This window comes from Microcoleus sp. MON1_C5 (assembly GCF_036701875.1).
In the GTDB taxonomy this organism is placed as follows: Bacteria; Cyanobacteriota; Cyanobacteriia; order Cyanobacteriales; family Microcoleaceae; genus Microcoleus.
Map to the genome: position 1 here is coordinate 34249 of NZ_JAUBRN010000044.1, position 21096 is coordinate 55344.

Here is a 21096-nt window from a genome sequence, read left to right on the forward strand (position 1 = left end):
GTTCTTGCGTCACCCCCTACTCCCCTTAATAAAGGGCAACAGGAGTCTTCAAAGTCCCCCTTCATAAAGGGGAACTTGAGTCTTCAAAGTCTCCCTTATTAAGGGGGGTTTAGGGGAATCGAGATACTCACTCTAAGCATAATTTATAGAAAAATTGACGCTTAAGTTGACACCAAGGGGGTAAAATCCGCCCCTAATTATCCGCGAACAAAGTTAACCGACTTGATGCAGGAGTAACAAAATTGGCGATATTAGATGGTTTATTTAACGGCATTAGCATCGGCGCCGTTTTACTAATTGCAGCCCTGGGATTAGCGATTATTTTCGGGCTGATGGGCGTAATTAATATGGCTCATGGCGAGTTGATGATGCTGGGGGCTTATACAACTTTTGTGGTGCAAAATGTCTTCAAAGGTATGGGAGGATTTGCGTTTGAAACATACATTTTATTTGCGATTCCCCTAGCTTTTTTAGTGGCTGCATTGGTAGGATTAATTCTCGAACGCGGAGTGATTCGCTATCTTTACGGGCGGCCGCTAGAAACTCTGCTGGCAACTTGGGGCGTAAGTTTAATTTTGCAGCAGTTTGTCCGCAGCGTTAGTTGGGTGCTGGTAATTGGGCTTGCGGTGTTTTGTGTGCTGTTTTTTGGCGGTTTGCGGGTGCTGAAATCTCGCCTGGATTTCGATCGCATTCGCAGCAAAATTATCGCCATAATTTTGCCTTTATCTTTGGCTATTTCCTGGGCGGCGAGCGCCTTTTTAGGGCAAACTTACAAACTGGCAGTAACTCAACCTTGGTTTGGCGCTCAAAATGTGGACGTAACTGCACCGAAATGGTTGCGGGGCGGCATACCGCTGGGCAATTTTCAGTTGCCCTACGCCCGAATTTTTATTATTGTCCTGACGGGAATTTGTTTGGCGGGAATTTACCTATTTTTGCAAAAGTCTGTGTGGGGATTGCGGATTAGATCCGTGACGCAAAATCGCAGCATGAGTGCGTGTTTGGGAATTCCTACCGAACAAGTTGACGCGCTGACTTTTGCTTTGGGTTCGGGGTTGGCAGGTGTGGCTGGGTGCGCGATTAGTTTGATCGGTTCGGTAGGGTCAAATACCGGACAAAATTATATAGTCGATACCTTTATGGTGGTGGTTGTGGGCGGTGTCGGCAAGATTGTGGGGAGTGTAGTTGCTGCGATCGCGATCGGCACTGCAAATTACCTGATCGGTTCGGGAACCTTAGCAATAATATTCGCTCCTGTCAAGCCTTTAGCCGACTTCTTCACATTTTTCGCCACAACCAGCATGGCAAAAGTGATGGTATTCGCCTTAATTATGGCTTTTCTGCAAGTGAAGCCGGGAGGGATTTTCCCGCAAAAAGGGCGGACAGTAGAAAATTAAAAATTATAACTGCGAGTGTAGCGAAAAATGCAGAAAACACATCAAAAACCCTGGTTAAAAGAAGCGGCAATTGTCAGCGCGATCGCCCTCACATTCATATTGCTCATCCCAGGAATACTCCCCGACGTTCGGCTCAATCAATTGGGGCGATTTTTAGCACTAGCAATTGCAGCCCTCGGCATAGACTTGATTTGGGGATACACCGGTTTGCTGAGTCTCGGACACGGCGTATTTTTTGCGATCGGTGGCTACGCTTTCGCCATGCACCTAAAACTGCAAATTCCCCCAACCGCCAGCAGTCAATTGCCAGAATTTATGAACCTCTACGGCGTTACCGAACTCCCCTGGTTTTGGCAACCATTTTATTCATTTCCCTTCTCAGCATTAGCAGTAGTTCTCATCCCCGCCATCTTGGGCGCACTTTTAGGTTATTTAGTATTCCGCAATCGAATTCGAGGCGTTTACTTTTCAATTCTTACCCAAGCAGCAACCATTGTATTTTTCAACTTCTTTAACGGTCAGCAAAAACTGATTAACGGCACTAACGGACTCACCGACTTTAAAACCCTGTTCGGAGCCACAGTCAATGACCGAGATACTCAATATATTTTCTACATTCTCACCCTACTATTTCTAGCCGCAACTTACGCCCTCTGCCGATGGCTGACCAGCGGGCGTTTCGGCCGCCTGCTAGTTGCCATTCGCGACGACGAAGTGCGCCTGCGTTTCTCAGGTTACAATCCCACAGGCTACAAAGTTTTAGTCTTTGCAATTTCCGCCGGCTTAGCCGGGATTGCAGGCGCATTATTTACCGTACAAACCGGAATCATTTCGCCAAAAGCAATGGATATTGCCTTTTCAATTGAAATGGTAATCTGGGTCGCAGTGGGAGGTCGCGCCACATTATCGGGAGCAATACTGGGAGCGTTGCTAGTCAACTTTGGCAAGAGTTTCTTGAGCGAACAATTTCCCGAAGTGTGGCTATTTTTCCAAGGCGCGCTATTCTTAATAGTAGTAACAGTCCTGCCCGACGGCATAGTCGGATGGCTGCAAGATCAAAGTTTCGACCACATCCGCGCCCTGTTCAGAAAACCGAAGTATGTATCTACTTACCCCAGCCTGGAACAAGACCCCCAAGTGCAGCTCGAAAAAGAAGAACTTGAACATTGAGTGCAAAAATATCGTGTAATTTATAAGTAGGTGGAAATAAATCAATTTCACTTGCAAGAGACAAACAAAGCAATCACAATAGAATTGGGAAAAGCTGCGTTTCTCTCGAAGGAGACGCAATATATATGTCCACCTACTTAGATATCCCTAGCAAACAGCTTCGTTCTTTAACTTGAGGGTCAACATATGGCAGATATTATTGACTACAAAATCTACGGCGACGATTTGCAACTCATCGAGATTGAACTCGACCCCAAAGAAGGCGTCAGGGCTGAAGCTGGAACCATGACATACATGGAAGGCGACATCCAAATGCAAACATCCACAGGCGGCGGCTTATTTCAAGGTTTCAAACGGATGCTGACAGGAGCGGGTTTTTTCATTACCACCTTTGTCAACGCCGGCAATCGTAAGGCCCGCGTCGCTTTTGCCGCGCCCTATCCGGGTAAAGTAATTCCCCTAGATTTAGGCCAACTTGGCGGTAAATTTTTGTGTCAAAAAGACTCATTTCTCTGTGCAGCAAACGGCATTGAAATTGAGGTAGCATTCACCAAGCGGCTGGGTGCCGGTTTCTTTGGCGGAGAAGGTTTTATCCTGCAAAAATTGCAGGGTGACGGGCTAGCTTTTGTTCATGCGGGAGGAACAATAGTTGAGAAAAATTTGGGAGTTGGCGAAGTGTTGCGGGCGGACACTGGTTGTTTGGTAGCTTTTGCGCCGACTGTAGATTACGATATTCAGTTTGTGGGCGGGTTTAAAAATGCTCTATTTGGCGGCGAAGGCTTATTTTTAGTCAAGCTAACCGGGCCTGGAAAAGTGTATTTGCAAAGTCTGCCGCTCTCGAAATTAGCTGAGCGAATTATGGCTGCCGCTCCATCTCCACTGTCGAGCAGTTCTAGCAGTTTTACTTGAGAGTAAACTGCCAGCAAAAAGTAGTAAGTATGGTGTCAGAGAAGGGCCAAAAATCTCCTTAAGAAGGGAGGATATTTGCCGACCACACCTACAAGAGGTATGGGTTGTTGTTCATTAGTGAGTGAATTGTTAATTATGAATGGAAAAGTCTTAGAAATAGAAAACTTGACTGTTAGTTTTGATGGTTTTAAAGCCATAAACGGTTTAAATTTCAGCATGGATGCGGGCGAACTGCGAGTTATTATTGGTCCCAATGGTGCGGGCAAAACAACTTTTCTCGATTCAATTACCGGGAAGGTGCAGCCGACAGAGGGCAGGGTATTATTTAAGGGACAAAATTTACGCAACTTGTCGGAAGATAGGATTTCGCGCTTGGGAATTGGTCGCAAGTTTCAGACACCGCGAGTTTACTTAAATTTAACGCCACGCGAAAATTTGGAATTGTCTTGCAGCCGCCATAAAAATGTTTTTTCAACTTTGTTTAAGCCTGCTTCTGCTGCTGAAAAACGCACGGTTTCCGGTTTGTTAGAAACAATTGGTTTAGTTGCTAAAGCTGATATTTCGGCTGGTTTGCTTTCTCACGGGGAAAAGCAATGGTTGGAAATTGGAATGTTGGTGGCTCAATCTCCTGATTTGTTGTTGGTAGATGAACCTGTGGCGGGTTTGACGGATGAGGAAACGATGTTAACTGGAGAGTTGCTAATTTCGCTGGCGGAAAGTCATTCGGTGTTGGTAATTGAACACGATATGGAGTTTGTGCGGCAAATTGCGCGGCAGGTGACGGTGTTGCATCAGGGTGCGGTTTTGTGTGAGGGGACTATGGATGAGGTGCAAAATGACGATCGGGTAATTGAGGTATATTTGGGCAAACCGGAAGAGTAAGAAGAAGGAAGTTCGGCAACGGATTCTGTAACGGATGTAACGGATGTAACGGATGTAACGGATATCAGGAAGAAGGAAGAAGGAAGAAGTTATTTGTTAGTTGCTACTAATTCCCAGACCCAATTACCAATTAAAAACTATGCTACAAGTCTCTAATTTGAATGTTTACTACGGCGAAAGTCACATTTTGCGCGATGTCGATTTAAGCGTCATGGCGGGGCAAATGGTTTGCTTGATCGGCCGCAATGGTGTGGGCAAAACTACTATGCTAAAAACGATTATGGGGTTGCTGCAACCGCGCAGTGGCACTATTGCTTTTGGCGGAGAATCTATTGCTTCTAAGTTGACTCACCAGCGGGCTAGATTAGGCATTGGTTATGTGCCTCAAGGGCGTGAAATTATTCCACGTTTGACGGTGAAAGAAAATCTATTGTTGGGTTTGGAAGCGAAACCAACCAAAATCAAAAATCCTGAAATTCCTGATGAAATTTTTGAGTTATTTCCGGTTTTGAAAACTATGCTCGATCGCCTGGGAGGTGATTTGAGCGGGGGACAGCAGCAGCAGTTAGCTATTGCTAGGGCTTTGATGGGTGAGCCGCAGTTGCTGGTTTTGGATGAACCTACGGAAGGGATTCAGCCGTCGATTATTTTAGATATTGAAGCTGCCGTGCGCCGCGTAGTTGCTACTAGGGGAATTTCTGTTTTGTTGGTGGAGCAACATTTGCATTTTGTGCGGCAAGCTGACTGGTATTATGCTATGCAAAAAGGCGGCATTGTGGCTTCTGGAAGCACTAGCGAATTAAGTGATGAGGTGATTCAGAGGTTTTTGGCTGTTTGATTCAGAAGGAAGTTCGGCAACGGATTCTGTAACGGATGTAACGGATGGAAGGAAGAAGGAAGAGGGAAGAAGGAAGAGGGAAGAGGGAAGCAGGAAACGAGGCAACGAGGCAACGAGGCAGAGCCTCTAGCTATTTATTCCCAGGCAGAGCCTGGGAACAAGGGATTCCGTTCGGGCACCATCCCCACTTTGTGGGACAAGAAGCGATTTCAATCGCGTCGCAAACGAGACTATATTATTGATTTTTTCGGCCGTCGGGCATTGTGGTGCCGGCCATACTTGCTCGATCGATACTAGCGCCATCTATATTAGCATTGCGGAGGTTGGCATCGGAAAGATTGGCATCTCTCAAGTCGGAAAATCGCAGGTCTGCACCGTCTAAATTTGTCTTTGTCAAGTTAGCTTTTCTGAGGTTAGCGTTGCTGATTCTCGCTCCCACTAATTCGGCTCCGCTTAAGTTTGTGCGAGCTAGATTGGTGTTGACAAAATCTGAGATCTCGAAGCGACTACCGCTGAGGTTGGCATCTGATAAATCTGCTCCTGTAAGGATGGGATTTTTTAAGTTAATGTTAACTAATTTTACGGCTCGGAGGTCGCAGCGGGAGCAGCTTTGAGTTAGCAGCAGCATTTCGACGTTGGCGTTGATTTGGTCGATTTGTTGCTGGGAGAAATTTTCGGCAAATTCTGGGGAGACGTAGCCGAGTTTTGTGGGGTCGTTTGCTTTTGGTTGGGGTGTTTGGATTGGTTGGGGTGTTTGGATTGGTTGGGGTGCTTGGATTGGTTGGGGTGTTTGTGGTTGGGGCGTTTGTGGTTGGGGTGTTGGGATTGGTTGGGGGGTTGGGATTGGTTGGGGTGTTTGGAGGGGTTGGGGTGTTTGGATTGGTTGGGGTGTTGGGATTGGTTGGGGTGTTTCTATTTGCCCGATCGCACTTAGTTGTAGCCCCACCTTCGGCAGTTCGAGAGTTCCTGCAAAAATTAGTAGGGCGATCGACATGATTGTGAGTTTTTTCATAAATCAATAAGTTTTTGTTTGCATAAATACCATTCATCTGGTATAATACCTCGAAAAGTGAACACCCTACATTTCGCTAAGTAGATCGAAATTCAGATAAAAAACTTCGGAACCATCAGGTGCGCGAATTAACTTTTCTATTACCGAAGGCAGTTGCTGTTGACGGTACAATTCGGGAATTTCGCAGAAGCTTTCTTCGGTAATTTCCAAAATTTTTGGCATATCAGGAATGGGAATCCCCAACCGATCGCTTTTATTTAAGGTACAAATAATCAGGTATTTGCACTCAGCAAAGCTCGGACTGCTGGGAAATATTGTAGATAAATTAATTATCGTAATCAGTTCTTCTTGATGCCGCAATAAACTATTACCGTTAGGTAAAATACCGTAGGCATTAAAGTTTTTAACAATGCGCTCCACTCGTTCAATAGGAACAGCATAGTAAATATTTCCTAGTTCAAAGGAAACAAATTTTTGAGGGGCAATTCTAACAGTGGCTTGTTTCTTGCTCCGAAATCGGCGATTGTAATTGGCGTGAGTCATTGGATTTTAGATTTTAGATTTTAGATTTTAGATTTTAGAATTATTTTATTGAAGAGTGAAGATTATTTTATTGAAGATTGAAGATTATGTGATTGGGAATTGAAAATTATTGGATTTTAGTAGGTGAGTCGGCTGCGTATCTTTCCTCTATAATTCGCGTGATCAATTACTTTTTTCCTAACTTGTGTTTGAGATTAGGGATTATTTGATTGGAAATTTTAGATTGTGAATTAAATTATTGATTGGTGGATTAATTTGGGAATAGCTTGTAAAAGTTGGGCTTCGCTGTAAGGTTTGGTGAAGTATTGATTTGCGCCTAATTCCATTGCCATTTGCCGATGTTTTTCCCCGCTACGGGATGTCAGCATGGCTACGGGAATCTTAGCAAAGCGCTCGGTCGATCTGATCGCTCGCAACAATTCAAATCCATCCATCCGGGGCATTTCAATATCGACGATCGCCAAACTGCAATCAAGACCATTTTGCAACTTTTCCAGGGCATCCACACCGTCTTTAGCCTGTACCACCCGGTAGCGAGCACGAGTCAGCGTCATAGACAGCAACTGGCGAATTGTATAGGAATCATCCACTACCAAAATCTGCGGTGACTGACTCGAACTCGGCGGTATCTCCTGCACTTTACCGGAGACAGCGGCGATCGAACTATTTACCCCAGGTTGGCCAACCAAATCGTCCACATCCAGAATATTCACCACGCGCCCGTCCCCCAAAATCGTAGTCCCCAAAACGCCGCGAGGCTTGGATAGAGGCGGCGGCAAAGGTTTAACCACTATTTCCTGCTGACCGATCAGCCGTTCCACGGCCACCGCCAGCATTCCTTCGGTAGAAGCCAAAACCAGGACAGGAATTTCGTCTTGGGTCAAAGGGTCAGGAGAGGGGGCATCCGGCCCGACGACGCTGTATTCGAGCAAATCTTGCATCCTCACCAAACGAATAAATTCCTCCCGCCACCACAGCATCGGCTGATTGCCGGCGATGTGAACTTCCGAGGCTTTAATGTGGAGAATTTCCTCGACTGCATCCAGCGGCACTGCTATTTTATTGTGATCTGTCTTCACCATCAGTGCATCAGTAATCGACAGCAGCAGCGGCAGTTTGATAATAAAACTCGTACCTTTTCCGAGGCGAGAGTCTACCTTCACACTCCCCCGCACAGTCCGCAAATTTGTTCGCACCACGTCGAGCCCCACTCCCCGCCCCGAAAGGTCGCTGACCCCTTCTGTAGTGCTGAAACCCGGCCAAAACAGAAAATCGTAGAGTTCGGTAATGGAAAATTCTTGAGCTTGTTCCTCCGTAGCCAAACCCTTTGTGACAACTTTACGGCGAATCATTTCCGGGTCAATGCCTCTGCCGTCATCGGCGACAGTAATAATCGTTTGGCCGCCTTGGTGGCGGGCTTCTATTTCTATTTGACCGCTGGCCGGCTTGCCGCTTGCTTTCCGAACTTCGGGCATTTCGATGCCGTGGTCGAAAGCGTTTCTCACTAAGTGTATTAAGGGGTCGCGCAAAGCATCGAGCAAACTTTCGTCAATTTTGGTATCTCTTCCCACTAGCAGCAGGTTGACTTCCTTATCGTATGTGAGGCACATCTCCCGCAGGGCTCTGGGCAAGTGATCGACGGCGCGACTGAAACTCACGACTCGCAACTGCATGACGCGGCTGCGTAGTTGTTCGGTAATGCGGCGCAGTTGGTCGGTACTGCGCTCGAATTTCATCGCTAAGGTGTCTAATTTGGTGGCGGAGTGAGAAATTGCTTGGGCAGTTTCGATGACTTCTGCGGCTGTCGAGTGGAACTCTGTATAACGATCCATCTCTAAGATATCGAAGTGAGCATGGGCCGGAGAGGATTTGCCGTTAGCGATCGTTGGGAATTCTGTTTCTGCTGCTGCAAGTTTTCCCAATCCAGAGTTCCCGTTTTCCCCCCTCCACTCTGCAAAGCTGAGTCTGTCGTATTCTTCTCGCAACTGACCGCCGAATTGGCTCAAATCTACGATATTGCGGCGGATGCGCTTGACTTCGCCGCGCAGTTCGGATTCTTGAAGTTCTAAATTTGTACGGTTGATTACTAATTCCCCGACTAGATTCACCAATTCAGTTAAGCGTTCTAAGTCTACCCGGATTGTCGGCCTTTGCGGGTTGGGGACTGGGAGAGTCGAGGAGGGGGGGACAGTCGGGGAGGGGGAGGGGGAGATTTCCGGGGGAGTCGGGGAGGGGGAGGGGGAAATTTCCGGGGGAGTCGGGGAGTCGGGGAGTCGGGGGGAGTCGGGGGGAGTCGGGGAGGGGGAGATTTTGGGGAGGTCGATCGCCCTTCCTTCCAATATTTGTTGGCGTGCGATGTGCAAGTTTTGGGCGATCGCCCAACCCTCGGATTGCAACCGTTGTAGAGTCAAGTCGGGAGAGTCGATCAAAGCCCTGAGGGCTGCGGCGATTTCCCCAAATTCCGGCAATAGCAGCATTCCAGCCAAACCGGAAAGTTGGTAGTAAACCTGGTTGAGGGCGGTGACGCTTTTTGCCAAATCTGCCTCGGAAGCTTGGGAAAGCTCGGTTTCTAGGCGATTGAAGAGTGCCGGCACTTGGTGTTCAAAAATCTGTTTCAGGGTTTCCGGGGCGGCAGATTGGCTGACTGCGGGGACGGGCGACTGTTCTGACTTGCCGTACTTGGCCTGGAACTCAGCGAAAATTTGGGCGATCGCCTCCAAGTTTTCCGTTTGATCTGGAGTTGTGACATCGGAATGTTGAACTGATTCGATCGTAATCTTTTTGAGAGCATCCACCCCCTGCAGCAAAACACTCACAGTAGTCGGTTCCAGAGCCGACAAGTCTGTGCGATCGCGCAAAATGACAAAACAGTCCTCCAGGGTGTGAGCTGCGACAGACACGTTTTGAAAGCCCAACATCGAACCCGCACCTTTAATCGAGTGAGCCGCCCGAAACATTTCTTTAACTGCCGCTTGTCGCTCTTTCAAACCCGCAGATTCCATCGCCAGTAGGTTCGCCTCCATCGACTGCAGAAACTCTTCGCATTCTGCCGTAAAAGCATCTATTAATTCGTTTAAATCGTCATCATTCATATTAATTTGTTGTCTGTTGTCTGTTGACAGTTAACTGTTGTTTGTTGTCTGTTGCCAGTTTATATATATAATATGTGCCGTTATTTAACTGTAATTGTTGTCAGGGTTGGTTCACGATTATCTATAAATTCGCATTCAGGATATTTGTCAACCCGCCCCGACAACAACCATAGTTATTAGTGATTCGTATAACAGTCAACTGTCAACTGTTAACAGTCAACAGTCAACTGTCAACTGTCAACTGAACTAACTGCGGAAATTCGCCACCGACTTTTGCAATTGGCCCAGAGAACCAGACAGCTCGTCCAAAGATGCTTTGACATCCGCACCTTTTTGTGCAGTCGTGTTAGCAATCTCGTTGACTTGCTGCATACTGTTAGCAATTCCCTCAGCCGAAACAGTTTGCTTGGCAGATGCGATAGTAATATTCTGCACCAAAGCATTCATTTCTCGACTAACTTCGATGATGGCATTGAGGTGAGTTTTAGCTTCGCTTGCCAGCTTAGTGCCTTCCACTACCTCCAGCGTCCCGGATTCCATTGCCTTCATCACGCGGCTGATTTCTTCTTGAATTGTACCGACAATTTCCGAGATTTCCTCAGTAGCGCCGGCGGATCTTTCTGCTAATTTCCGCACTTCTTCGGCAACAACTGCAAAGCCTAAACCTTGTTCGCCGGCTCGCGCCGCCTCAATAGTAGCATTCAGAGCTAATAAATTAGTTTGCGAAGCAAGTTGAGAAATCGAAGTCACAATTTTGCCAATTTGCTGCGAAGATTCGCCCAAACGCTTCATCATTTTTGAGGTAGAGGCGATCGTCAACCGGAGCCCGTTAATGCCTTCGACAGCTCGATCGACGGCCATACCGCCGACTTCAGCCGTTTGAGAAGACTGCTGAGCCACTGTTTCCGCCCGCACCGAAACATCTCGCACGTCGCGGATCGAATTCACAATCCGCTCGATTTCGCGCATGATGGCAGATATTTTTGCTGCTTGAATTTCTGCCTGTTGGGTGAGTTGACTGGTATTGTTAATTGACTCGTCGGTGGCAGATGTTACCTGTTCGGCTAAAGTTTGAATTCCCGTTACCACTTTCCGCAGAGAACCGATTAAGAAGTTGAAAGAGTCGGCGACAGCGCCTAAAACATCGTTAGTCACTTCTGCCCTGACTGTCAAGTCACCTTGAGCTGCGCCTTTAATTTCTCCCAACAATTTAAGGACTTGCTGCGTCAGAGAATCAGCTTCAGCTTTACGTTCGGCTGCCAATTTTTCTAGTCGTTCTTCTGCTTCTTTGCGCTCGGTGATGTCAAAGCGAATGGCGATATATTTAACTATTGTGCCGGTGGTATCAAAAATGGGAGAGATCGTCGAATCTACCCAATAAAACGAGCCATCTTTGCGCCGGTTTTTGACTTCCCCTTTCCACACCAAACCGCGAGAAATTGTCACCCACATTTCTTCAAAAAATGATTTGGGATGGTAGCCGGAATTGACGAGGCGGTGGTTGCGGTGCAGGAGTTCTCCTATGTTGTAACCGGAGATTTCAATAAATCTGTCGTTGACGTAGGTAATGACGCCTTGGACATCAGTTTCGCTGACGATCGCAGCTTCGTCTAGGGCATTTTGCCGAGTTTTTAGTTCTTGCAGCAAGCGTTCCTGTGTCTCGGCCAACTGCTGCATTCGCTCCTGGGATGCTCTTTGTTCGGTGACGTTGCGGCAAACGACTACGCCGCCTTTAAGCGCCCCCGTTTCGTCTTTGAGTGGCCGGCCGTTAACTTTCACCCACAGACCCTCTGGGTTGCCTGCGTGGCGGGTAAAAAGGTCTAGGTCGTCCACGGCTTCTCCTCGAACCGTGCGCGCTAAAGGTATGTCGGCTGGGGGATAGGGAGTTACGGTATCGGGCAAAAATAAACCGTATCTTGCTGACCATTCATTGGGAAGAGCATCTGTCGCACCCCTGCCAAACATATCTTCGGCGGCGGGGTTGAACAAAACAAAATTGCCTTTTTCGTCGGCAGCAATTATGCCGTCGCCAATGCTGTTTATTAGCAGTTGCAAGAGATTGCTTTGCTGGCGAAATTGCGCTTCGGAACTGGCTAATTGGGCTGTTGTTTTTTCCAGTTGCACCATCGCCTGTTTACTTTCGGTAACGTCGCGAGCCACTGCATACATGAGCTTTAGTTCGGTTACAGGTCGCACTTTCCACGACAGCCACCTGTAGGAACCGTCTTTGCAGCGGTAGCGATTTTCATAAGACTTTAATTCGGCGCCGCTGGCTACTTTTTCCGCTTGTTCTATGGTTGATTCGCGATCGTCTGGATGGACTAAATCGATATAATAGTTGTCTTCAAGTTCATGCGTCTTGTAGCCGAGTGTTTTTTCCCAAGAGGGATTGATGCGCTTGAATTTGCCTTCAAAACCTATAATACAAACCAAGTCTAGGGAAAGGGTAAAAAATCGATCGCGCTCTTCTTCTGCTTTTTTGCGCTCGGTAATTTCGATCACCACACCCCCGACACCGATGGGTTTGCCGTCAGCTCCCGGCAAAGGAAAGTATGATGCTAGCCAATCTCGCACGACGCCCGGTTGGTTTAAGGTTGAGCCAGACATTTCAACGTTTAACAACGGTTGGTTGGTGACGAGAACTTGCTGCAACATCGGCTGTAGGGTATCGACCATTTCGGGTACAACTTCCCTCACCGTCTTACCGAGGTGTTCGGCCACTGAGGGGCCGGTGGTTTCCGCTAATTTATCGTTGACTTGCACGAAGCGCAACTGCTCGTCAAAAATAAACATTGAGGCCGGGGCGGCTTTGAAAAATGCGTCAAAGCGGGTTTGACGCACAACTAATTCTCGTTCTAGGGCTTTGCGATCGCTGATGTCGCGGCCTTCTGGAATTAGCATCAAGACTTTGCCGCTCTCGTCTGTAATGGGTTTGATGGAGAAGTCAACGGTCGCCACTGCACCGTTGGCAACTAGCACATCCACTTCGTAACGGACTACCTCGCCGGCTGCGGCGAGGGCGATCGCTTCTCGTATCTGTTGCTTGGTTTCCGGGGAAATCTGCCACCACGGGGTTTCAGAAAACGGAGTGCCTATTATTTCTTCGCTCCGCAGGCCTGCGGCGGCGAGGGCTGTTTGGTTGGCTTCCAAAACGGTGCCGTCCGGTTTGAGCAGACCTATGAATTGGAACGATTGGTCGAAAATGGCTCGGAACAGTCTTTCGCGATCGCGCAGCATCTCTTCTGCGCGTTTGCGATCGCTGATGTCGCGAGTAACTGTTGCGAACCCCATAGGCTCGTCGGTTTCTGGGTTTTTGACTGTAAATAGGGTAAAGTCAACCGGAAAGTCTTGGCCGGTTTGAAAGTTCCTCAAGCGGAATTCACCCTGCCAAAAACCGTCTCGTACAGTAGCCGGCACGATTTCTTCTTTGAAAATCTTAGCATCTTCTACTGAGAAGAAGTCATACATACTTTTGCTTTTGACTTGTTCAATATTTTGCAATCCTACTTGTTTAAGTCCAGCGGCATTCAGGTATGTTCCCTGTCCCTCCATGGTTGCCGTGCCGATAAAATCCGAGCTGTTTTCTACGATAGAAATCAATCTTTGCTTTTCGATTTCGGCTTGCTTGCGCTCCGTAATATCGTTGTTAGTTTCTAAAATTGCTTTCGGTTTTCCCTGTTCGTTTCGCTGCAAATTCCAGCGACTGAATACGGTAATTTTGGTGTCATAATTGGTGGTGTGAATTATTTCTCCTTCCCAATAATCCTGCTCTTCTAACTGTGCCACTATAGCTGCTAAAGGCTGGGGAAAAATGCTGTGCAATAGAATATGGGTGAGTTTCCCCAAGGCTTCTTTTTTTGTCCAGCCGTACATCCGTTCGGCTCCCTGATTCCAATAATTAATCGTGCCGTCCATATCCCGAACGATCAAGGCGTCGCTTGCCAGATCGAGCATTTGCAAGTTCTGCTGCAAGGCTTCTTCTGTGCGCTTGCTTTCTGTAATGTTGCGGGCGATCGTTGACAGAAATTCAATTTCTCCCTTCTCGGATTTGTTAGCAATAATTACTTGAGAAACTGGTATTTCTTGGCCGTCTAAAGTTCGCCACGTTGCCTCGCCGCTCCAGGTTCCCTCCCGGCAAGCTGCGGGGATGCCGACGTTGATAAGAGTGTCGATACTTTTGGGCGATGTCAGGTCGGAAATGCTGAATCCGGCTAAATCTGCGTTTTCGCCAACTCTCAACATTTCTCTGGCTGCGCGGTTGAGATAAATGGTGCGCTGTTGGGAGTCGGCGATGCCTACCCAATCTGTTGTGGTTTCTAAAATTGCTTTGAACCGCAATAGTTCTTGTTCAGATTTGCGGCGCTGTGTGATGTCGCGTGCCAAGCCGAGCATTCCTAAAGTGTTGCCTTCTGCGTCTTTGAGAGGCAATTTCAGCGTGTCGAAGGTGTGTACTTTGCCGTCGGCTAAGGTTGCTGAGTCGTTGGAGTTCGGGGCGAGATGGTTGTCTGCCCGAAAGTTTTGGATTTGGTTCTGGGAATCGGTTTGGGCCTGGAAGTTGCCAAAAATTCGATCGACCGATATGCCTATTTCTGCGTCGTCTTTGCCGATAATTTCTGCTTGAGTTTTGCCGAAGGCAGTGGCGAAACTTGCATTGACTAGGGTATAGCGCGAGTTTCGATCTTTGACAAATATGCAGTCTGGCGTAGCGTCAATGACTGTCCGCAGCAAGTTTTGGGAGCTTTCTACTTCAGCGAGCGTCTGCCGCAGTTGTTCTTCCATTTGCACGCGCTTGGTGATATCTCTCATCGCGGAAACGAGAAATTTCCTGCCGTCGGTATCTACAAATGTAGATTTTTTGGCGGAGAGAAAGCGGGTGTTTCCTGCTGGGTCTATGAGGGTTTTTTGGATTTCGCTGCTGGTATTTGTCAAGAAAACTAATTCGTCTTTTTCTCGATATCTCTGGGCTTCCTCTTTGGGCAAAAACTGGTCGTAAGATTTGCCAATTAGTTCTTCTCTGCTGTGACCTATGTATTGACAAAAGGCATCATTTAATATAATCCAGCGGTGCTGTTGGTCTTTGACATAAATCGGGTCGGGGATGCTGTTGAGGATGTTGTTTAAGAATAGTTCTGAGGTTTTTAATTGCTCTTGGGCTGCGGTGCGATCGAGAATTTCCTGTTCCAATTGTGCGTTAGTTTGCAGGATCTGCTCGGTTCTTTCATTCACTCGCTGCTCTAGTTCTGCGCTTAGCTGCTGCAATGCGGCTTCTGCCTGTTTGCGCTTGGTAATCTCCCGGCCTTCTGCGAGGATTTGAAATACTTCTCCTGTTGCATTTAACAGCGGCTTAAACGACAAGTCAATTACTGTTACCTGGTTGTTAGCTCCGGTGATTTCGTATTCTTCCCGGACAAAATTTCCGGCAGAAACTTGTTGAATATTCGTTTTTAGGCGCTGCTGGTTGGTTGGGGATGATGCCCACCCTGGTGTCAGCCAAAATTTCAGCCCCTGCACTTCTGATGCTGGGAAATCGCCCAATTTTAGCGCTGTCTGATTGGCTTCGATCAGAGTACCGTCTGCCTCCAATAATGCGATCGCTTGAAAAGCTTGGTCGAAGATTGCGTGAAATCGCTGGGTTGTTTCGCTCAGCGCTTGTTCTGTTTGTTTTTTAGCGTTAAGGATGCGGGTGGAACCTACTAAAAAGCCGTAGCGGTTGGACAAACTCAAAAAAGAGATCGCCGCAATTACAGTGATCCAATCGAACACAGTTTGCACCACCGCAGAGTGCGGCAGTCCTAGGTATTCGGCAGCGTGGCCGCTGTGGCCGAAAGCGCAGGTCCAAAATATGCCTGCTGAGACTGTGGCGAAGATGTCGAACCCGAATTGCCGGTTTCGCCACATAGCTAAGCTGATTAGCCAAGCGATGGCAAAGTAACATCCAGAAATGATGACATTAGCAGCCCCAGCTAGCAGCGATGGGGAGAAGTCAGGCAACGTCAGGGTTAAAGTCGTTGCGATCCAGGTATAGAGAATTTCGATCATAAAATTAAGGATGGGCAAATCGGATGCGGGCGATCGTTAGTTAAATGTATTGATGCAAAGCAGTTGCAGACTTACGTTTATGGTGGATTTTTACCAGCGTTCGGAATGGGCGATCGCTTCTACATCGACAATCATTAGCAAGCGTCCTTCGGAATTGTACAGACCTTTTAAGAATGGAGCTAGGTCGGGACTCACATCTAGTGCTGAGACAATGCGATCGGGATGGAGAGGTAAAACTCCTTCGACGCGGGAAACGGCTAATCCTAGGCGGATTCTCGACAACAATCTCACGTCTCGCGGATCGGGCGCTTCTACAACTAAGATGCGGCTGTTTGGGTGGTAGATGTCAACCGACTCAATACCGACGAACAGTCCGAAGTCTGCTGCTGCTAAGATTTCGCCCCTCAAGTTGGTTAATCCCAGCAAAAATGGCAGGGTGTTGGGAACCAGGGAAATCGGTTGTTCCTTGAGGGAAAGGACTTCCCGCACTGCCTCTAATTCTATGCCGAACAGACTGCCTCCCTGACCGAACAGGAGAAATTGCTTTGTTATACTTGTCTGATTCCCCCCTGCCGTGGGAGCCGTTATTTTCATGGCTTATTTTTTGTTTATAGTGTAGCTTACCAATTAGAATTTTGCTTTGACCCTAAAGTCGATCGCCGATCTAGTTTTTCTGCATCAGTTTTGGTGCGTCAAATGTTTATGTTAAATAAACCGCCGGTTGGCCAACAAGCAGGTTGCTATCATTAAATATAAAACTTTTATGGGTTTCAAAAACCCAGTTTCTTAAAAAAAACGGGGTTGGTCGGTATAATATTTTTTGGAAAGCTGCCGATCGCTTTATATTCGGATTACGCGGAAAGCAGACGCTGCACTATGTGGAGGAGTTGCTGAGGTTCAAAGGGTTTGCTAACGTAAGCGTCGGCGCCTAAATCAGTTCCCCAAGCTTTATCGATCTCGGTGTTTTTATGAGTACAAAATACTACGGGCAATTTTGCAGTTGCGCGATCGCCCCGCAATTCTCTGATCACTTCAAACCCGTTCATTCGTGGCATCACTACATCTAAAACGACCAAAGCCGGACGGGTTGTGCGGATCATGGCGATCGCTTCTTCGCCGTCGCCTGCCCGGATCACATCCATTCCGGCATCTTGAAGAATGCGGCAGATGATTTCTAGTTCGCTCTTAACGTCGTCCACGACTAAAATTTTTGACATATTCCACACTTCCTTGCTGTTATTGACAGCGGACTACGTTTATTCAGAAGCTGGCGCGATCGGCGGCGATGAGACTAGACCGCTTTGCGGACAAATTAATGTACTTCTAAATACAATATAGCCGATCGTATGGCTGAAGCTTGGCGGTCAGCCCTAAAAAGCGATAAAAATTTACTTTGCTAACGGAATCACTCTGAATAAATAAATCGGCAATTAGTAATGGATCGTTGGTAATTTGCGGTTGGGAAACCCACAGGTCTTAGTAGAAGGATCGATGGGAATACCAAAGCCGAATTTGCTATGATATTGTTTTAGCTTTATTCCCAATCACCTAGTTTAGAGCATTGCCTAAAGAAGGTAGAGTAATTTTTTAATTATCGCCACTAACAGCCAATTAAAAGTAGTTATAGCGGTGTTGTTACTGGTGTTAAAATATTTTTTTTAGTTAAAATACAGCCCAATATCGCTTAGTGAACGCTATTATTTTATTAATGAGACAAGTCAAAATAGAGGAGGATAACAAGGACATTTAAAGAATTTTATTGTGTGCGATTTATAATTGGGGGGCAAATTCAATGGATCGCGCGGCAGTCCCATTTTACCCAGTAGAGGAGTGTTGGGTTCACCAAAACTACTACCAGCAGGCGATCGCCATCCTTGAGCTCGATCGTGGGCCCAGCAGCAAAGACTGCTGCAAGATGCGGTCAATCGATTTTAGATTTGAGATTTTAGATTTGAGAATTGAAGAAAGCGCTCCCACTGATAAATCCGGGGGCTGGTGATGAGCATTCGGAGCTTTTTTCTCGTTTCACGGATGAATCCGGAGGCTGCGGATGACATTGCTTGATTGTCAAATTAGTCGGTGAGGGAGAGACGGCGATCGGCTATAATAAAGGGCTAGAGGAAAAGAACACCGAAAACCCGAAAATATGGTTGCCATCCAAAGAAATCTCAACATTGCCGCGCTAGAAGCAGAATACAGTCAAAAAACACCGCGAGACATTCTCAAATTTGCCCTAGAAAATTTTGACAATATCTCGATTTCTTTCAGCGGGGCTGAAGATGTAGTTCTGATCGATCTTGCCTCAAAAATTACCAAAAATTTCCGCGTTTTTACCCTAGATACCGGACGGCTGCACTCCGAAACTTATCAGTTTTTGGATCAAGTCAGAAAACATTACGGCATTAAATTAGAAGTAATGTTTCCCGATGCAGCAGAAGTACAAGCCCTAGTAGAAGAAAAGGGATTGTTTAGTTTTTATCAAGACGGTCACAAAGAATGCTGCGGCGTGCGGAAAGTCAAGCCGCTGCGCCGCAAACTGAATACTCTCGATGCTTGGATTACTGGTCAGCGGAAAGACCAAAGTCCCAGTACCCGCAACGGTATTCCAGTTATTGAAGTTGACACTGCATTCTCCACTCCCGACCATGAATTAATTAAATTCAACCCCTTAGCAAACTGGTCTTCCGCAGAGGTTTGGGAATACATTCGCGCTTTGGATGTGCCTTACAACAAGTTGCACGAACGCGGTTTTATAAGTATTGGTTGCGAACCTTGTACGAAGCCGATATTGCCGAACCAACACGAACGCGAAGGTCGCTGGTGGTGGGAAGAAGCGACCGTAAAAGAGTGCGGTTTGCACGCTGGTAACGCACAAAAAGAGTAAATCACTTAAGGAGTAAGGTGCGCCTAGCGCACCAAAAAAATAGTAGGGTGCGCCTAGCGCACCTTACCCAACCCAAAAATAAATGCACTTCACATAAATCGTAGCCGAAGAATTCGCAATTAAAATAAACACAAATTAAGCTGACCTTGCCCTAGAACTTTGATATAATGATCGACATTCAGAATTAATACTAGCGGAAGAATTCGCAATTAAAATAAACACAAATCAAGCTGAGTTTGGCCTAGAACTTTGATAGAATGATCAACATTCAGAAAAGTTTTTAAAGTAGGTACTATATGCTCGCCTCAACTAGAGAATTGCTGAACACAGCCTTGAGAAGTGGTTATGCGATCGGTGCTTTTAACGTCTACAACCTAGAAGGAGTAAAAGCCGTCATCAAAGCGGCCGAAGCGCTGCACAGTCCTGCTATACTGCAACTTCACCCCAGCGCCCTCCTATACGGAAAATCCCCTTTAGTCGCGCTGTGCATCAAAGCGGCCCGCGCATCTTTTGTGCCGATCGCAGTACACTTAGATCACGGCACCTCAGAAAAAGACATTCACATCGGTCTAGCCGCCGGCATTAAATCCATTATGGCAGACGGTTCTCCTTTGCCATACGAACAAAACTTAATATTTAGCCGGGAAATGACTAAATTAGCCCACGCTAACGGTGCGGCAGTTGAAGCAGAAATCGGCAGAATTAGTGGCAGGGAAGAGGGTTTGACAATCGATGAGAAAGCCGCAAGGATGACCGATCCAGTGGCAGCAGTAGAGTTTATCAAAGAAACTAAGGTGGATTTTTTAGCTGTAACAATTGGTAACGTTCACGGCAAATATTTAAGCCAACCAAAACTAGATTTTCCTCGTTTGGAAAAAATCCGGGCTGCTGTTTCAGTGCCGTTAGTGATGCACGGTGCTAGCGGCTTGCCGGAATCAATGATTCATCAATGTATTCAATTCGGAGTATCGAAATTTAATGTGAATACAGAAGTTCGCGAAGCTTATATGGGCGTGTTAAAAAGTAGCATTTCTGAGGCACATCCGGATTTGTTGGAAATAATGGAAAAAGCTATCGATGCCATGCGATGGGTCATTTCTGACAAACTGCAACTTTTCGGTTCTGTCGGTAAAGCTTATTTGCATCACTCTGTCGAGACGGCTGAATTGACCGCAAAGAGTACCCGCAACAAACAAACAAGCCGCAACCAATCAAATTTCGATCAAAGGTTAAAGCCTGTGTATAGTGAGGCCTTGAGTCTTATGTTGAAGTAAAAAAAAACTAAAGTCCTGACTGCGAACCCGTTTTTAGTCAGGACTTCAGTCCTCTCTAACCGTTTAAAAAGCGATCGGCAGCTATGCCAGATTCCCGCAGCCACCGAATTAAAGACTGCAATTGAGCTTCCGCTGACTCGGCCCGCTGCCGTTGCTGTTTCGCTTCAGTCAGAATCCAATTGCCATCAACATCATACCAGCGCAGCCACAGTCGATCGATTTCCTGAAACTCTGCCACAAACCCAAGCCCAAAATTAGGTCACCCATCCACACTCGCGACTAGGGCAATTCTAATTCTTGATAGTGTCCGCCCTTCAATTCAAACACTCGCAATTTGTTAGTATACCGACTGAAAACGGCATAAACAGGAACACGCAAAATTTGCTCGTAAACATCCCATTTTCTCGGCGGTTCCTCCTTCGTCTCCGACTCGAAAACTTGCCCGTTACCCGCAGTCTTTCCCGACTGAGGTGGCAACTTTTCTTCATCGGTATTGTCGCCTAAATCTTCTTTTTCCGTTCCCCGCGAAAGCAGTTCTACAATTACAAAAGGATTCACCCCTTCCTGCCAAGTAACGTAACTCATCCGCTGTTCGGAGCGATCGTCAAGTCGGGGAACTCCCACAACTCCAAACCAATCCGGCCGCTGGTGCCACAGAGTGTGATGCACGTCCTAATAAAGGTTCATGTCGGTGCCGCTAAATATCTCAGAAGCTGGATAATTCCGAGGCAGAAACGTCAGGCTCAACAACTGCGGCTGCAAATCGTGAAATTCGTCCCGCAAACCAGGTTCCTCCGGGTCTTCGCTGGGTAAATCGTACATCGTCGGCAGCGTTTATCTGGGCGATCGCAGCGGATCTGTTTGCGACACAGGATATTATTTAAAAAGCAACATATAATATTGAGAAATGACTGCATTTATGCTAACATCATTTTTTTAATACTTGCAGGACGAGCGCCAACACCCTGTAAAACGTTTATTGCCAACTTTTCTTCCTCTCTTTTGTGAAGTCAATCTCACCTCTTAAATCTCAAATCGACTGATCCGAAATTCTGC

Annotated in this window: 17 protein-coding genes; 8 read left to right on the forward strand and 9 right to left on the reverse strand. The window is 46.9% G+C overall.

The window, feature by feature from the left end; genetic code table 11:
• The first annotated feature begins 242 nt into the window (after positions 1–242).
• From urtB to urtE, 5 genes are all read left to right on the forward strand, one after another.
• Positions 243–1397, forward strand: coding sequence for an urea ABC transporter permease subunit UrtB (urtB, locus tag QUA71_RS20135; RefSeq protein WP_333287681.1), 1155 nt, complete (start codon positions 243–245; stop codon positions 1395–1397).
• A 27-nt stretch (positions 1398–1424) separates the two neighbouring features.
• On the forward strand, positions 1425–2567 hold the full coding sequence (urtC, locus tag QUA71_RS20140; protein ID WP_333287683.1) for an urea ABC transporter permease subunit UrtC: 1143 nt from the start codon (positions 1425–1427) through the stop codon (positions 2565–2567).
• Between the two features lie 186 nt (positions 2568–2753).
• Positions 2754–3476 carry a TIGR00266 family protein gene (locus QUA71_RS20145; protein WP_333220064.1) on the forward strand — a complete coding sequence of 241 codons (723 nt, stop codon included), beginning with the start codon at positions 2754–2756 and terminating at the stop codon, positions 3474–3476.
• A 135-nt stretch (positions 3477–3611) separates the two neighbouring features.
• Complete coding sequence (gene urtD / locus QUA71_RS20150; protein ID WP_333287685.1) at positions 3612–4358, forward strand: urea ABC transporter ATP-binding protein UrtD; 747 nt, start codon at positions 3612–3614, stop codon at positions 4356–4358.
• 139 nt (positions 4359–4497) lie between these two features.
• The gene (gene urtE / locus QUA71_RS20155) at positions 4498–5196 is read left to right on the forward strand and encodes an urea ABC transporter ATP-binding subunit UrtE (protein WP_333287687.1); all 699 of its coding nucleotides are present in this window, start codon (positions 4498–4500) and stop codon (positions 5194–5196) included.
• A 235-nt stretch (positions 5197–5431) separates the two neighbouring features.
• On the opposite strand, the gene QUA71_RS20160 is transcribed toward urtE, so the two are convergent.
• The 6 genes from QUA71_RS20160 to QUA71_RS20185 all read right to left on the reverse strand — a co-directional run bounded on the left by QUA71_RS20160 (position 5432) and on the right by QUA71_RS20185 (position 17099).
• On the reverse strand, positions 5432–6208 hold the full coding sequence (locus QUA71_RS20160; RefSeq protein WP_190736023.1) for a pentapeptide repeat-containing protein: 777 nt from the start codon (positions 6206–6208) through the stop codon (positions 5432–5434).
• Positions 6209–6274: 66 nt separating this feature from the next.
• Positions 6275–6751 (reverse strand): chemotaxis protein CheW, encoded by a 477-nt coding sequence (locus QUA71_RS20165; RefSeq protein WP_333287689.1) that lies wholly within the window; start codon positions 6749–6751, stop codon positions 6275–6277.
• Between the two features lie 230 nt (positions 6752–6981).
• A complete protein-coding gene (locus QUA71_RS20170; RefSeq protein WP_333287691.1) occupies positions 6982–9843 on the reverse strand; it encodes a hybrid sensor histidine kinase/response regulator in 2862 nt (953 codons plus the stop codon).
• A 246-nt stretch (positions 9844–10089) separates the two neighbouring features.
• The gene (locus tag QUA71_RS20175) at positions 10090–15882 is read right to left on the reverse strand and encodes a PAS domain S-box protein (protein ID WP_333287693.1); all 5793 of its coding nucleotides are present in this window, start codon (positions 15880–15882) and stop codon (positions 10090–10092) included.
• Between the two features lie 90 nt (positions 15883–15972).
• The gene (locus tag QUA71_RS20180; RefSeq protein WP_190662981.1) at positions 15973–16476 is read right to left on the reverse strand and encodes a chemotaxis protein CheW; all 504 of its coding nucleotides are present in this window, start codon (positions 16474–16476) and stop codon (positions 15973–15975) included.
• 257 nt (positions 16477–16733) lie between these two features.
• The gene (locus QUA71_RS20185; RefSeq protein WP_333287695.1) at positions 16734–17099 is read right to left on the reverse strand and encodes a response regulator; all 366 of its coding nucleotides are present in this window, start codon (positions 17097–17099) and stop codon (positions 16734–16736) included.
• Positions 17100–17674: 575 nt separating this feature from the next.
• Here QUA71_RS20185 and QUA71_RS20190 point away from each other — a divergent pair.
• The 3 genes from QUA71_RS20190 to QUA71_RS20200 all read left to right on the forward strand — a co-directional run bounded on the left by QUA71_RS20190 (position 17675) and on the right by QUA71_RS20200 (position 20040).
• Entirely contained in the window at positions 17675–17881 is a 207-nt protein-coding gene (locus QUA71_RS20190) for a hypothetical protein (RefSeq protein ID WP_333287697.1), read from the forward strand.
• Positions 17882–18028: 147 nt separating this feature from the next.
• A complete protein-coding gene (locus QUA71_RS20195) occupies positions 18029–18766 on the forward strand; it encodes a phosphoadenylyl-sulfate reductase (RefSeq protein WP_333287699.1) in 738 nt (245 codons plus the stop codon).
• Positions 18767–19062: 296 nt separating this feature from the next.
• Positions 19063–20040, forward strand: a complete 978-nt coding sequence (locus QUA71_RS20200) for a class II fructose-bisphosphate aldolase (protein ID WP_333287701.1) — start codon at positions 19063–19065, stop codon at positions 20038–20040.
• Between the two features lie 55 nt (positions 20041–20095).
• Here the strand turns inward: QUA71_RS20200 and QUA71_RS20205 are convergent, their stop codons facing one another.
• Genes QUA71_RS20205 through QUA71_RS20215 form a run of 3 tightly spaced genes read right to left on the reverse strand, consistent with a single transcriptional unit; the run spans position 20096 to position 20862 of the window.
• Positions 20096–20278 carry a hypothetical protein gene (locus QUA71_RS20205; protein ID WP_333287703.1) on the reverse strand — a complete coding sequence of 61 codons (183 nt, stop codon included), beginning with the start codon at positions 20276–20278 and terminating at the stop codon, positions 20096–20098.
• Positions 20279–20319: 41 nt separating this feature from the next.
• Complete coding sequence (locus tag QUA71_RS20210) at positions 20320–20709, reverse strand: Uma2 family endonuclease (RefSeq protein ID WP_333287705.1); 390 nt, start codon at positions 20707–20709, stop codon at positions 20320–20322.
• Positions 20710–20712: 3 nt separating this feature from the next.
• Positions 20713–20862, reverse strand: a complete 150-nt coding sequence (locus QUA71_RS20215; protein ID WP_333287707.1) for a hypothetical protein — start codon at positions 20860–20862, stop codon at positions 20713–20715.
• Between the last annotated feature and the right edge of the window lie 234 nt (positions 20863–21096).